13 protein-coding genes are annotated in these 13,924 nt (G+C 60.5%); 2 read left to right on the top strand and 11 right to left on the bottom strand.

What is annotated here, in order from left to right:
- Positions 1-143 precede the first annotated feature (143 nt).
- Entirely contained in the window at positions 144-749 is a 606-nt protein-coding gene (locus tag PHI30_RS05490) for a hypothetical protein (RefSeq protein ID WP_300024989.1), read from the top strand.
- Positions 750-964: 215 nt separating this feature from the next.
- Here PHI30_RS05490 and PHI30_RS05485 read toward each other — a convergent pair whose 3' ends face one another.
- The 4 genes from PHI30_RS05485 to PHI30_RS05470 form a co-directional block, all read right to left on the bottom strand.
- On the bottom strand, positions 965-1,363 hold the full coding sequence (locus PHI30_RS05485; protein WP_300024986.1) for a MerR family transcriptional regulator: 399 nt from the start codon (positions 1,361-1,363) through the stop codon (positions 965-967).
- A gap of 9 nt (positions 1,364-1,372) precedes the next feature.
- Positions 1,373-2,521 carry an aldo/keto reductase gene (locus PHI30_RS05480; RefSeq protein WP_300024983.1) on the bottom strand — a complete coding sequence of 383 codons (1,149 nt, stop codon included), beginning with the start codon at positions 2,519-2,521 and terminating at the stop codon, positions 1,373-1,375.
- 66 nt (positions 2,522-2,587) lie between these two features.
- The gene (locus PHI30_RS05475) at positions 2,588-3,463 is read right to left on the bottom strand and encodes a DUF362 domain-containing protein (RefSeq protein ID WP_300024980.1); all 876 of its coding nucleotides are present in this window, start codon (positions 3,461-3,463) and stop codon (positions 2,588-2,590) included.
- 130 nt (positions 3,464-3,593) lie between these two features.
- A complete protein-coding gene (locus PHI30_RS05470) occupies positions 3,594-4,475 on the bottom strand; it encodes an RluA family pseudouridine synthase (RefSeq protein WP_300024977.1) in 882 nt (293 codons plus the stop codon).
- A gap of 130 nt (positions 4,476-4,605) precedes the next feature.
- Between PHI30_RS05470 and PHI30_RS05465 the strand changes: the two genes are divergently transcribed.
- Positions 4,606-6,378, top strand: a complete 1,773-nt coding sequence (locus tag PHI30_RS05465) for an ABC-F family ATP-binding cassette domain-containing protein (RefSeq protein WP_300024974.1) — start codon at positions 4,606-4,608, stop codon at positions 6,376-6,378.
- A gap of 218 nt (positions 6,379-6,596) precedes the next feature.
- On the opposite strand, the gene PHI30_RS05460 is transcribed toward PHI30_RS05465, so the two are convergent.
- From PHI30_RS05460 to argC, 7 genes are all read right to left on the bottom strand, one after another.
- Positions 6,597-7,292 carry a hypothetical protein gene (locus tag PHI30_RS05460; RefSeq protein WP_300024971.1) on the bottom strand — a complete coding sequence of 232 codons (696 nt, stop codon included), beginning with the start codon at positions 7,290-7,292 and terminating at the stop codon, positions 6,597-6,599.
- A 113-nt stretch (positions 7,293-7,405) separates the two neighbouring features.
- Positions 7,406-7,942, bottom strand: a complete 537-nt coding sequence (locus PHI30_RS05455; protein WP_300024969.1) for an O-acetyl-ADP-ribose deacetylase — start codon at positions 7,940-7,942, stop codon at positions 7,406-7,408.
- A gap of 142 nt (positions 7,943-8,084) precedes the next feature.
- Positions 8,085-9,068 carry an ornithine carbamoyltransferase gene (gene argF / locus PHI30_RS05450; protein ID WP_300024966.1) on the bottom strand — a complete coding sequence of 328 codons (984 nt, stop codon included), beginning with the start codon at positions 9,066-9,068 and terminating at the stop codon, positions 8,085-8,087.
- Positions 9,069-9,225: 157 nt separating this feature from the next.
- Positions 9,226-10,404 carry an acetylornithine/succinylornithine family transaminase gene (locus tag PHI30_RS05445; RefSeq protein ID WP_300024964.1) on the bottom strand — a complete coding sequence of 393 codons (1,179 nt, stop codon included), beginning with the start codon at positions 10,402-10,404 and terminating at the stop codon, positions 9,226-9,228.
- Between the two features lie 4 nt (positions 10,405-10,408).
- Positions 10,409-11,269: an acetylglutamate kinase gene (argB, locus tag PHI30_RS05440; protein ID WP_300024962.1), complete on the bottom strand. Its 861-nt coding sequence runs from the start codon at positions 11,267-11,269 to the stop codon at positions 10,409-10,411.
- A 469-nt stretch (positions 11,270-11,738) separates the two neighbouring features.
- Positions 11,739-12,962, bottom strand: a complete 1,224-nt coding sequence (gene argJ / locus PHI30_RS05435) for a bifunctional glutamate N-acetyltransferase/amino-acid acetyltransferase ArgJ (protein ID WP_300024960.1) — start codon at positions 12,960-12,962, stop codon at positions 11,739-11,741.
- Between the two features lie 12 nt (positions 12,963-12,974).
- The gene (gene argC, locus PHI30_RS05430; RefSeq protein ID WP_300024958.1) at positions 12,975-13,916 is read right to left on the bottom strand and encodes an N-acetyl-gamma-glutamyl-phosphate reductase; all 942 of its coding nucleotides are present in this window, start codon (positions 13,914-13,916) and stop codon (positions 12,975-12,977) included.
- Positions 13,917-13,924: the final 8 nt, after the last annotated feature.

The following is a 13,924-nucleotide window of genomic DNA, read 5'->3' as shown; positions in this document are numbered from 1 at the left end:
GGAAGGCTCGCGGATTCAATACATTCAAGGGCTATACCTCCATGATTTACCTCATTGCGGGTAAATTGGAGCTTGCTGTGCCGCGCCCGTTTTAGCAGTCATCAACAAACTTTGGAGTTGAGCCAAAACTTTCAATCGAAGAAATGTTTGATGCCTATGACTTTTTGGGAGATTTGATTACCGGTCAACAACCGAAGTATGCAATCCCTGTCAGAAAAGAAGACCGCATTCATGTGCAGTTACGGATGCTGGAGGAACTTCCGCAAACGGCAGGAAAACTGACCATCGAGGAAAAAGAAGCCTTTGCCTTCTGCGTGTATTACTCCATTTGTATTCAGCACTTCGATGAAGAGGCAAAAACAATGTCAAATGGTCTGGTAGAGTTTACATCAACAGAAAAATTCAAAGAACTTTTGGACTATGAAAAAGGTCAACGGCCAAGTTTTTTTACTGAAAATATTACTGTTAAAAAGGAAGGGAAATTTGGGTTTTCAAAGGGAAATCCAATTGAAACAACATCCATTCCCGCTGCGTACCAATACCTGAAACGGCTTCGCTATAAAGGAACGCCAGTTCAATGTATTCGATCTTGCAGCTGTTCTGGATTAAGCGACCACATTTTGGATGCCTACGAAATCACAGTGACCACAGGTGTGCTGTTTAAAAGGCATGAAATACATACTGTTTATATTGATTCCTATGCATCAAGCACTTCGACATCTGCACCGGAAGGGTTTACTTTGGCATAAATCAAAAGTGTTCAGCGTGCAATGCCGTGATACGATGACCAACTTTACGTTTAACGAACTGAACTGCTTCGCCTTCTTGCCCCAGGGCACACCTACAACTTCCCGCTCGCTGGAGAACGCCTCAATAGCAGCGAAAAATGAGGGCATCACCGTTTCCTAAAACGGTGATGCCCTCATATATTCTGATTGGCGGGGCGTTCGGACGCCGCGCTTTTTTATGGCTCCGCCACGGAAATACCGGAGCGCAAGCGCTGCTCCGATGGCATCAGGCCCTGCTCGTAATGCTCGATTTTGCTCTCCAGTCGGTCAAGAGACGCCTGCATATCCGCCATGCGCAGCTTCAGCTGCTCCCGCTGTGCGATGAGAAGCTCCCGCCGGGCGTTCAGCGTGGCGTCGCCCTGCTGGAACAGCGCCACGTATTCGATCAGCGCCTCAATCTGCACGCCCGCTGAGCGCATACACTTCATCAGCTCGATCCACTGGCAGGAGACCGTGTCATAGTCCCGGATGCCGCTGTTGTTCCGGGGCACCGGGGGGATGAGACCGATGCGCTCGTAGTAGCGCAGCGTGTCCGCGCTGAGACCGTACTGCCGGCTGACCTGCGCGATCGTCATGACTCTCCCTCACTTTCCAAATATCGCCCGGGCCTGCGCCATGTTCTCTCGCACCGCCACGCCGAAGGGGCAGCGATTCTCGCACGCGCCGCACGCCACGCACGCCGACGCAGTGCTTGGCAGGGCAGCGTAATGCTCCCGCACCGTTTCCGGCACGCTGCCCTGCGCTTTCGCCAGATTCAAAAACTTCGTCACCGCCGCCACGTCGATGCCCACGGGGCAGGGGGCGCAGTGACCGCAATACATGCAGTGACCCTGCCAGCGGATGCGGGGGAAGGCGGCAAACGCCGCCGCGTAGTCCTTCTCCGCCTCGCTTGCGCTCTCATAGGCCAGCGTGCGGGCGAGATCCTCCAGCGACCGCGCGCCGGACATCACGCAGGCCACCGCCGGGCGGGTGAGGGCGTAGTGAATGCACTGGACCGGGGTAAGCGCCCTCCCGGCGGGGGAGAGGGTCTCGCTGAGCAGATCTCCGCCGCCAAAGGCCTTCATCACCGTGATGCCCACGCCCAGACGCTGGCAGGTCTCGTACAAATGCTCCCGCTCCGGGTCCATGTTGGAAAGAGTGCCGTGATAGCTGTCCGCCGTCCAAAGCTGCTCGCAGTCCTCGCCGCCGGGCAAAAGGTCGTAGCAGGGGTTGATGCTGAACATCAGCACGTCCACAAGGCCGCTTTCCACCGCGGCAAGCGCCGCGCGCGGATTGTGGCTGCTGACGCCCAAGTGGCGGATGCGGCCCGCCGCCTTCTGGCGGAGGGCGTAGTCCATCACCTCACCCTCCGCCAGCTGGCGCCACAGTGCGGGGGAGTCCACGTAGTGGAGCATTCCGATGTCCACGTAGTCCGTCTCCAGATTGGAAAGCAGCGCTTCAAAGGACGATTGCACCTCTCCGGGGTCCCGGGTGGCCTGATACTGGCCGCTGCGCCAGAGCGTACACAGATGGGCCTGCAAAATAAAGTCCTTGCGCCGTCCCCGCAGGTTCCGGGCCACGGCGCGGTGGATAGCGGGGTTGGGGCTGTACAGGTCCATGCAGTTGACGCCCGCCTTCAGCGCCGCTTGAAAAAGGGCGTCGGCAAAGCTGCTGTCCGCGTCGTTGAAGCCCTCACAGCCAAGGGCAAGCTCACTGACGCGCAGGCCCGTGCGGCCAAGTTCCCGGTATTGCATCGCGTGATTCCTCTTTTCTCATTCGTTTAGGGTGACCCCGCGCCCCTTTGGTCCGGGGCCGCTCCTTCAATCCAGTTCTCTCAGCGCGTAGACCCGGGACCCCAGCCCCAGCGCGGCGGCGGATTCCACAGTGTGGATGCCGTTGCGGGACTCCATCCGCTCGATGAGCGCCGCCCTGCCCGGGTCGGGCGAGGCGTATACCGCGTCCACACAGGCCTGATCCAGCGCCACGGGGTCCGTGGAGGCAAAAATGCCGATGTCCGCCATTTCCGGCTCCTCGGGATGGGCGTTGCAGTCACAGTCCACAGAGAGCCGGTTCGCCACGCTGATATAGAGCAGATTCTCCCGGCCCATGAAATCCATCACCGCCTTGTCCGCGTCCGCCATGGACTCCAAAAAGGCGTCGTGGTCGGCGGTGAAGAGGTTTTCAAAGGTGCCGTCCCAGTGGCCGGAGCAGTGAATGTGACTTTTCCCGTGCGCGGAAGCCACGCCGATGGACATGTTTTTCAACGCGCCGCCAAAGCCGCCCATGGCGTGGCCCTTGAAGTGGGAGAGAATCAGCATGGAATCATAGTTTTTCAGGTGCGACCCTACAAAATTTTCCGGCAGGCGCAAGCCGCCCTCCACCGGCAGGCTCACTTCCCCCTCCTCGTCCAGAATGTCGCAGGGGGCGATGGCGGAAAAGCCGTGCTCCGCGATGGCCTTCCGGTGCTCCGATGTGGTGTTGCGCCGCCCGGCATAGGCGGTGTTGCACTCCACAATGGTGCCGCCCAGCATTTGGACCAGCGGGGCAATGAGGGCAGGGGAGAGAAAATTGTGTCCCCCCGGCTCCCCGGTGGAGAGCTTCACCGCCACCTTCCCGGGAAGCGGCGCGCCCAGCGCCTCGTAAATGCGGAGAAGGCCTGCGGAAGAGAGGTCCCGTGTGAAATAAACCGTTGCCATATGCATTGCTCCTTTGCGCAAATTTGATTTCCGAATCAGCTTATCACTTGGAGTGCACTCCAAGTCAAGCTTTATTTTGCGCGGCGGCGCATCGGATACGGAGCGGACCGGCGGGGAGACTACACAATGTCTAAAGAAGGCGCGCCATGTCGGCGGGCAGCGGCGCGGTGAGGTGGAGGACCTCCCCAGTGACGGGATGCTCAAGCGTCAGCGCGTAGGAGTGGAGCGCCGGGCGGGCAATGAGCGCCAGATCCTCCCTGCCGTAGAGCCAGTCGCCCGCCAGCGGACAGCCGATGGACGCCATGTGGACGCGCAGCTGGTGGGTCCGGCCGGTCTCCGGCACCAGCTTTAAAAGGGACAGCCCATTTGCAGAGGAGAGGACCTCGTAGTGGGAGACAGCGTCCGCCCCGTCGGGCCGGACCATCCGGGCGATGGTGGAGCCTTCGTCCCGGCCGATGGGGGCGTGGACGGTGCCCCGGGGTTCTTCCGGGCAGCCGACGCAGACGCCCCGGTACTCCCGGTAGAAGCGGGGAGTGTGGAGACTGTGGCGCAGCAGATCGTGAACATAGCCGCTCTTTGCCACCACCATCAGCCCCGTGGTGCCCTTGTCCAGCCGGCTGACGGAGTGGAACACGAAGTCCCCGCCCTTTGCCCAGGCCAGCGCCCCCGCCACGGTGGGGGTGTCTGGCAGAAAGTTGGAGGCGTGGGCGGTCATCCCGGCGGGCTTGTTCACCACCAGCAGGTGTCCGTCCTCCCACACCACGGGCAGTGGCCAGTTTCCCGGGGTCACGGCGACTTTGGGCGGGCGGTGGTCCCCGGTCTCCACCGTCAAAACGTCCCCGGTGCGGAGAATTTGGGTGGTGCGGGCGTGGCAGCCGTTGACGAGGATGCCGTTTTCCGCCCGGGTGAGGCGGGAGACGGCGTGGGCGGAAAAGTGCAGCACGGCGCGCAGAATGTGGCGCACGGCGGCGCCGTCCTCCTCGGGAGGAATGGTGATCGTAATGGTTTCCATAGAAAAATTCCAGCCTTTCCACCCAAGAATAGCACAATCCCTCCGGTTTGACCAGCCTTTGCACACTGAGGCTAGCCAAAAGCCCGGCGCCGTGATAGAATGAAAAGGATTTGCAGAGTAGGAGGCAATTATGCTGTTATCCGCGGAACATCTCTCCATCAATTTCGGCAGCCGTCAGCTGCTGGACGATGTGAATTTCTATTTGAACGAGGGGGACAAGACCGGTATCATCGGCATCAACGGCACCGGAAAATCCACCTTTTTGAAGGTCCTTGCGGGCCTTATCGAGCCGGACGCCGGCAAGCTCTCCCACAACCCCAACGTGCAGGTGAGCTATCTTCCACAAAACCCGGTGATGGACGATAGCGCCACGGTGCTGGAGCAGGTGTTTTTGCACTTTCCGGCGGAATTCCGGGCGCTGAACGAATACGAGGCCAAGACCATGCTCACGAAGCTGGGCCTGCCGGACTTCGCTCAGAAGGTGGGCGCTCTCTCCGGCGGACAGCGCAAGCGGGTGGCGCTGGCGGCGGCGCTGATCCATCCGGCGGACGTGCTGGTGCTGGACGAGCCTACCAACCACCTGGACAGCGAAATGGTCTCCTGGCTGGAGGAGTGGCTTCGCCGCTTCCGGGGCGGCGTTGTGATGGTGACCCACGACCGCTACTTTTTAGAGCGGGTGGTGAACCACATCACGGAGCTCAGCCGGGGCAAGCTCTACCACTACGAGGCCAATTACTCCCGGTATCTGGAGCTGAAGGCCCAGCGAGAGGAGGTGGCGGAGGCGGGCGAGCGCAAGCGCCAGTCCATTTTGCGGCTGGAGCGGGAGTGGATCATGCGGGGGTGCCGCGCCCGCAGCACCAAGTCCAAGGAGCGCATCGGGCGGTATGAGGCGCTGGTGGAGCAGGACGGACCGGAGACGGACGACGCCGTGCAGCTTTCCGCGGCCTCCAGCCGCCTTGGGAAAAAGATCATCGAGCTGAGAGACGTCTCCAAGGCCTTTGACGGGCGGCCCATCGTAAGCCATTTTTCCTACCATCTGCTGCGCAATGAGCGCATCGGCATCGTGGGGGCAAACGGCGCGGGCAAATCCACGCTGCTCCACCTCATCGCCGGGGAGTTGCAGCCGGATTCCGGCAGCGTGGAGATCGGCGCAACGGTGAAAATCGGCCACTTTTCTCAGGAGGGGCGGGAGCTGGACCTCACCCAGCGGGTCTACGATTTTATCCACGACATTGCCGACGAGGTGAAAACCGACGAGGGGACCTTTTCCGCCAACCAGATGATGGAGCGGTTCCTCTTTCCCGGCGATCTCCAGTCCGTGCCCATCGGGCGGCTCTCCGGCGGAGAGCGGCGGCGGCTGTATCTGCTGTCGGTTTTGATGGAGGCGCCCAACGTGCTGCTGCTGGACGAGCCGACCAACGATCTGGACGTGATGACGCTGTCCATTCTGGAGGACTATCTGCAAGGCTTCCCCGGCCCCATCCTCACCGTCTCCCATGACCGCTTTTTTCTGGATAAGCTGGCGGAGTCCATTATGGAGGTCCGGGGCGGAGGAGAGATTCTGCGCTACACGGGCAACTGGTCGGACTGGATGGCGAAGCGGCAGGATGAGACCGCGCCTCCCAAGGCGGAAAAACCCAAGGCGGCGGTGGAGCGCCCCCGGGAGCGGAAGCTGAAGTTCTCCTACAAGGAGCAGGCGGAATTTGAGCGGATTGACGAGGAGCTCTCGGCGCTGGAGGAGGCGCTTTCTGCCTGCCGGGCGGCGCAGGGGCGCTGCGGCAGCGACTATGTGAAATTGCAGGAAGAGCAAAGCCGGGAGGGGGCGCTCTCCGCCGCGCTGGAGGAAAAGACGGAGCGCTGGGTCTATCTCAATGAGCTGAAGGAAAAGATCGACGCCCAGTAAACCGTGTGCGCACATACGAAAAAAGGCTGGGACGATCAGTCCCGGCCCTTCCGATAAGGATGTTTTTAGGGCATCACCGTTTTCTAAACGGTGATGCCCTTTTGCACGAAGTTCATTCGCTGCGTCTTGAAGCGAGAAGGCGACGCAGGGGGTATGCTCATAATCCAAATAAGATAGCCTTTAAACTATAACCCTTCACAGACCTGAATTCAAATGTTTTAATTAACTCTGACTGATGCGTTTTTCAGGAGGTCTTGATTCATTGGGGTATCATCTTCTAAATCCATCTTCACAATTCTCCATGTCATGCCTTTTTCGTCAGGGTTAAAGGCGGGATGATAGTATAGTAATTGAATACTGTTCAATGGTAAATATTCATTTAGTGAGGTGATACAATCCAAAGCAAGGGGCGTCAGCAGTTCCTTCATCTCATCGTCATTGGGGAGCGGTGTCGATTGAGCGTCTGTATAATCCATTCGGAACATAGCAATGGGCGTCATGGGATCATCATAATTCCAATATACATAACAGGTAATCCAACCATATTTGGCTATGGAAACATGGGTGCGTTGCAGTTTGGAAAGCGCCTCAAATACGCCTGTGTCCTGCAAAAACACTTCCCTGCGATTATAATCCACCACCGCTTTTTTATTGGGGTTGGTACCAATGGTGAAACTATCATTCTCCAGATTAATGCGAGTGCTAAAGTTGTTATCGACCGGGTTAAAGATTGTTTTTCCCAGAGTTGCCTCGGGATAAACCGCTTCACAATAGTCTCGTGCATGGCTCCGTGCCATCATGTTTCCAAAGCCCAGGGGAAAGCCGATAATAACAGACAAAACAAAATAAAGTGTCAGTACCAAAGCAATTAAAATATAGCGGTTTTTTTGTTTCTTTTGGACATGGCGCTCCATAGCAAGATCCCTCTTTACACCGTCAATTATAAATAACCCGTGGTTCGCCGTCTCCGCCAAAGGCGCACTGACTTTGCGGAGGGCCGTTCCTGCCCCGGCCCTTTTACAGACGGTTACATCCGGCAGGCCTTGTCCTCCGCGTACCAGAGGTTCCAGGTCTGGCGGTAAACGGCGGCGGTGGCTTCGTCGTGGCACACCAGACGCACCCGCTGGGGAAGGTCGTGCTCCCGGAGGAATTCCATAATGGCCTTCAGCGCCACAGTGGCGGCCATGGGAAGGGGATACCCGTAAATTCCAGTGGAGATGGAGGGGAAATCCACGGAGCGGATGCCGCGCTCCGCCGCCAGAGACAGGCAGGAGCGGTAGCAGGCGGCCAGCAGGGCGCTCTCGCCCAGGTGTCCCCCCTGCCAGATGGGGCCGGGGGTGTGGAGCACGTAGCTTGCCCGCAGGTTGTAGCCCCGGGTCAGCTTGGCCCGGCCGGTCTCGCACCCGCCCAAGCCCCGGCACTCCGCCAAAAGCGCGGGACCGGCGGCCCGGTGGATGGCGCCGTCCACTCCGCCGCCGCCCAGAAGAGAGGTGTTGGCGGCGCTGACGATGGCCTCCGCGTCAGAACGGGTGATGTCGCCCACAAGGATGGAAAAACGGTCCATAAAAGCACCTCCTTTTGTTTTCCAGTATAGCGCCGCAGCCCCCAAAATGCAAGGTCACATCTGTCCTTCCCGGGGTGGGGAGACAGGCGCCCAAGGCGAAAAAGGCGCTCTCCCGCACAGGCGGGAGAGCGCCGGGAATGCCTTATTTCATCAGCTCGTACAGAACCGCCTTGATGGTGTGCATCCGGTTTTCCGCCTCGTCAAAGACGATGGACCGGGGAGACTCAAACACCTCGTCGGTGACCTCCATGGCGCTGCGCCCGAAGCGCTCGCCCATCTCACGGCCCACCTTGGTCTTGTGGTCGTGATAGGCGGGCAGGCAGTGCATGAAACGGCACTGGGGACCGGCGTTGTCCATAAGCGCCTGGGTGATCTGATAGGGTCCCAGCGCCGCGATGCGCTCCGCCCACACCTCCGCCGGCTCGCCCATGGAGACCCACACGTCGGTGTAGAGAACGTCGGCGTTCTTGGTGGCTTCCATGGGGTCCTCTATCAGCTCCAGCACCGCGCCGGTTTCCTCGGCGATGGCGCGGCAGGTGGCCACAAGGGCCGGGTCCGGCAGATACGCCTTGGGCGCACAGGCAACAAAGTGCATCCCCATCTTGGCGCAGCCCACCATGAGGCTGTTGCCCATGTTGTACCGGGCGTCGCCTAAGTACACCAGCTTGACGCCGGAAAGTTTCCCGAAGTGTTCCCGGATGGTGAGAAAGTCCGCCAGAATCTGAGTGGGGTGAAATTCGTTGGTCAGCCCGTTAAACACGGGGACTCCGGCATACTTCGCCAGCTCCTCCACCAGAGACTGCCCGAAGCCCCGGTACTCAATGCCGTCAAACATCCGGCCAAGGACCCGGGCAGTGTCCGCGATGGACTCCTTCACGCCGATCTGGGAGCCGGTGGGCCCCAGATAGGTGGACCCCATGCCCAGATCCTGCGCCGCCACCTCGAAGGCGCAGCGGGTGCGGGTGGAGGTCTTTTCAAAGATCAGCGCCACGTTCTTCCCCTCCAGATACCGGTGGGGGATGCCGGCCTTCTTTTTGGCCTTCAGGTCGGCGGCGGTGTCCAAAAACTGCCCGATCTCGGCGGGGGTGAAATCCAGAAGCTTTAAAAAGTGGGTGTGGTTTTCCATGTCAAATCCTCTCTTTATCGGTGGTGTGTGCAAAAGCGGGCACAGGGGGGTGCACATTTTTTAAAATTCTGCAAAATCTTCAAAAATCTTCCCGCAAGAGCAAAAGCAAAAGATAGAGATATTGTGATTGCTATTGTAAGAGCCGCAAGCGGCAAAATCAGCGCAGCGTCGCTTCCATGATGGCAAGGCCCCGGTCCATCTCCGCCTTCGTGATGGAAAGCGGCGGCAGCAGCCGCATCCCCGGCCCCGCGGTGAGCACCAGCAATCCATTTTCGATCAGGCGGTTGGCAAGGTCCTTGTTGGAAAAACCGTCCTGCACGGCAATGCCGATCATCAATCCCAGACCCCGGGTCTTGCCAAAGCAGGGCAGCGCCATCGCTTCAATTTTCTCCCGCAGGTAGGCGCCCTTGGACGCCACCTCTTCCAAAAACGCGTCGGAGAGGGTCTCCTGCACCAAAAGTCCGGCGGCGGCGCAGACGGGGTTTGCGCCAAAGGTGGTGGCGTGGGTGCCGGGGGTGAGAACGGTGCGGCACTTTTCATTTGCCAGAATGCCGCTCATGGGAAGTCCCCCCGCGATGCCCTTGGCAAAGGATGCGACATCCGGCAAAATCCCGTAGTGTTGGAAAGCAAAGAGCTTGCCCGTGCGGCCAACGCCGGTTTGGACCTCGTCCACCAGCAGCAGCCAGTCCTTCTCGGCGCACAGCTTGGCGACGGAGCGCACATAGTCCCGCTCCAAGGGCAGCACGCCGCCCTCGCCCTGCACCAGCTCCACCATCACGGCGCACACGTCGTCCCCGCTCTGGGCCTCCAGAGAGGAAAGGTCGTTGGCGTCGGCGTAGCGGAAGCCCTCGGTGAAGGGGAAGAAATAGTTGTGGAACACCTCCTGCCCGGTGGCCTTGAGGGTGGTGATGGTGCGGCCGTGGAAGGAGTTGTTCAGCGTGAGGATGGTGGCGCGGCCGGGGCCATACTTGTCAAAGCTGTACTTTCTTGCAAGCTTAATCATGCCCTCGTTGGCCTCGCCGCCGCCGTTTGCGAAAAACACGCAGCTCTCTCCTGTGCGCTCACAGAGAATTTGGGCGAGGCGGGCGGCAGGCTCCGTATAAAAGAGGTTGGAGACGTGGCCCAGCTTTTGGGCCTGCGCCGCGATGGCCTGCGCCCAGCTGTCGTTGCCGTAGCCAAGGCACGTCACGCCGATGCCGCTGGTAAAATCGATGTACTCCCGCCCCTCGGGGGAGTAGAGCCGGGCGCCCTCCCCGTGGTCGATGGCCACGGGGAAGCGGCCGTAGGTATTCATGATGTACCGGCCTGTCAGGGCCTTAATTTCTTCGGAAGTCATGAATTTAGTCCTCCTTTTTCAGCATGGTGCCGATGCCTTGATCGCTGAGAAGCTCAATGAGAAGGGAGTGGGGAATCCGGCCGTCCAGAATGTGCACCCGCTCCACGCCGCCGGCAATGGCGGACACGCAGCACTCCATCTTGGGAATCATGCCGCCGGAGATGGTGCCGTCCGCCACAAGACCCGGCACCTCGTAGGTGTGGACCACGTGGATGAGAGTCTCCTCGTCCTTGGGATCGCGCAAAAGGCCCCGGACGTCCGTGAGCAAAATGAGCTTTTCCGCGTGGAGCGCCTCCGCCAGCTTGGCGGCGGCGGTGTCGGCGTTGATGTTGTATGACGTGTCGGCGTCCGTGCCCTGCGCCACCGTGGAGATCACGGGGATGTAGCCCGTCAGCAGGGCGTTTTCCACCGGCGCGGGATTCACGCCGGTGATTTTGCCCACAAGGCCGTATTTCTCGTCCAGCCGCGTCGCCTGAAAGAGCCTTCCGTCCATGCCGCAAAGGCCGATGGCCTGCCCGCCCAGCCGATTCAGCTGCGCCACCAGATTCTTGTTGATCTTGCCGCACAGCACCGCCTGCACCACGTCCATGGTCTCCTCGTCCGTGTAGCGCAGACCGTCCACAAAGCGGGACTGGTGGCCGATCTTTTTCAGCATGTCGGAGATTTCCGGCCCGCCGCCGTGGACCACCACCACCCGGATGCCCACGAGGCTCAAAAGAATGATGTCGCTCATGACGGCACTGCGCAGTTCGTCTGAGATCATGGCGTTTCCACCGTATTTTACCACAATGGTTTTTCCGGTAAATTTTTGAATGTAGGGCAGCGCCTCGACCAGCGTCTTGGCCTGCTGTGCGTGAGATGACATGTGGGTTCCCTCTTCCTTTGGGCCTTGCAAGCGCCCGTTTTGAATTTACGGTGTGGGGTTCTTATCCCACAAAGACGAGTTATACGAAGTTTGCGACACGTCCCCCGTCTCCACTCGCGGAGGGACTCAGCCGCAGGCGGTCCCGCCGCGAAGAAGCGGAGCAACGGAGTGAATGAGCCTTCGTCCAAAGGGCGGAGGCGAACGATACGGCGTATGCGACGCGTCCCCCGTCTCCACTCGCGGGGGGAAATCGCCGCAGGCGGTCCCGCCGCGAAGAAGCGGAGCAACGGAGTGAGTGAGCCTTCGTCCAAAGGGCGGAGGCGAGGGATACGGCGTATGCGACACGTCCCCCGTCTCCACTCGCGGAGGGACTCAGCCGCAGGCGGTCCCGCCGCGAAGAAGCGGAGCAACGGAGTGAGTGAGCCTTCGTCCAAAGGGCGGAGGCGAGGGATACGGCGTATGCGACGCGTCAGGTGCGGTAGTCCCCGTTGATCTTGATGTAATCGTAGGTGATGTCGCAGCCCCAGCAGGTGCAGCATTGGTCGCCCTCGCCCATGGAGACGAGAATCTCCACATCGTGCTCTGTGAGAATTTTCTTGGCAAGGTCCTCGTCAAAGCTCAGTCCCCGGCCCTTGGCGCACACGGCGACGCTGCCTGCGGCACTGGCAAAGGAGACTTCCACCTGCTCCGGGTCAAAGTCCTCCCCGGAGTAGCCCATGGCGCAGAGCACACGGCCCCAGTTGGCGTCCGCGCCGAAGATGGCGGCCTTGGTGAGGGTGGAGGAGATGACGGACTTGGCGATGGTCTCCGCGCTTTGCTCGCTGCTGGCGCCGGAGACGGTGCAGGTGAGAAGGTGCTTCGCGCCCTCACCGTCGGAGGCCATCTTTTTGGCAAGCAGTGTGCAAAGGGTTTGCAGCGCCTCCAAAAAGGCGGCGTAGTCCCCGTCCTTTTCCGTGATGACAGCGTTGCCCGCAAGGCCGTTTGCCAGCACACAGCAGGTGTCGTTGGTGGAGGTGTCGCCGTCCACGCTGATGCGGTTGAAGCTGACGTTCACGGTCTCCAGCAGGGCGGTTTTGATCATGGCGGGGGAGATGGCGCAGTCCGTGGTGAGGAAGCAGAGCATGGTGCCCATGTTGGGGTGGATCATGCCGCTGCCCTTGGCGATGCCGCCCATGCGGACGGTTTTGCCGCCGATGACCGTCTCCACTGCCGCTTCCTTTTTCTCTGTGTCGGTGGTCATGATGGCGTGGGCGGCGGCGTCGCTGCCGGCGGCGGAGTGCTCCAGCGCGCCGCAGAGCGCGGGGACGCCCGCTTCGATGACGCCCACGTTGAGGGTCTGACCGATGACGCCGGTGGAGGACACCAGCACGTCGCCCGCCTCGCAGCCGATGGCCTTTGCCGCCGCAGCGCACATCTTTTCGGCGTTTTCCTCGCCGTTGGGGGCGCAGGCGTTGGCGTTGCCGCTGTTGGCAATGATGGCCCGGGCCCTGCCGTTTGCCAGATGCGCCTTGTCCACATGGATGGGGGCGGCCTTTACCACGTTTTTGGTGAATACCGCCGCGGCGGCGCACTCCACGTCAGACACGATGAGCGCCACATCCTTTTTCCACGTGGCGTGGGTCTTGACGCCCACGTGGATACCGGCGGCGGAAAAGCCCTGCGCGGCGCAGACGCCGCCTTCAATCAAGTTCATAGGTGTTCCTCCTTACAGGCTCAGTCCGGCAGTCTCCGGAAAGCCCAGCATGAGATTCATATTCTGCACGGCGGCGCCGGAGGCGCCCTTGCCCAGATTGTCGAACCGGGCGGTAATCATGGTCTGGGCCTCGTTTCCGCAGACGGTAAGCTCCAGCGTGTCCTTCCCGGCAAAGCGGTTGGCGGAAAGCAGACTCTCCTGCGCGCCAAAGGGCGTCACCTTCACCAGCGCCTGCCCCGCGTAAAACGCGGTGAGCGCCTCGCACACATCCTGCGCCGTGGGGGCGCCGGAGAGCAGACGGTTGTGGAGCAGCAGCGTGGTGGCCATGCCCTTGTAGTAATCGTCCACCACCGGATTGAAAACCGGCGGATAGGAAAGTCCGGCGATCTTCTGCATCTCCGGCAGGTGCTTGTGCCGTAGATTCAGCCCGTAGATGCGGGGGGCGTCAAGTGCCTCGCTCCGCCCGTCGGACTCGTACTCCGCGATCATCTTCTTGCCGCCGCCGGAGTAGCCGGTGAGGGAGTAGACGGTGAGGGGGTAGTCCTTTGGCAAAATGCCCAGCTTTACCAAGGGCGCTGCGGCGGAGAGAAAACCGGTGGCGTGACAGCCGGGATTGGCAACGCGCTTGGCAAGCGCAATTTCTCCGCGCTGGCCCAGCTCCGCGAAGCCGTACACCCAGCCGCTTGCGGTGCGGTGGGCGGTGGAGGCGTCGATGATGCGGGTGGCGGGGTTTTCCACCAGCGCCACGGCCTCCACGGCGGCGGCGTCCGGCAGGCATAAAAACACCAGATCCGCCGCGTCCATCAGCGCCTTGCGCGCGGCGCTGTCCTTTCGCTTTTCCTCGTCGATGAGGAGCAAAGTAACATCCTCGCGGGCGGAGAGGCGGTCGTAGATCTGCAATCCGGTGGTGCCGTCCTTGCCATCAATATATACCTTCGGTTTCACTGGGTCCATCCCCTTTT

This window comes from Oscillibacter sp., from assembly GCF_028693505.1.
Classification (GTDB): domain Bacteria; phylum Bacillota; class Clostridia; order Oscillospirales; family Oscillospiraceae; genus Oscillibacter.
This window is presented reverse-complemented; position numbering and strand designations above follow the sequence as displayed.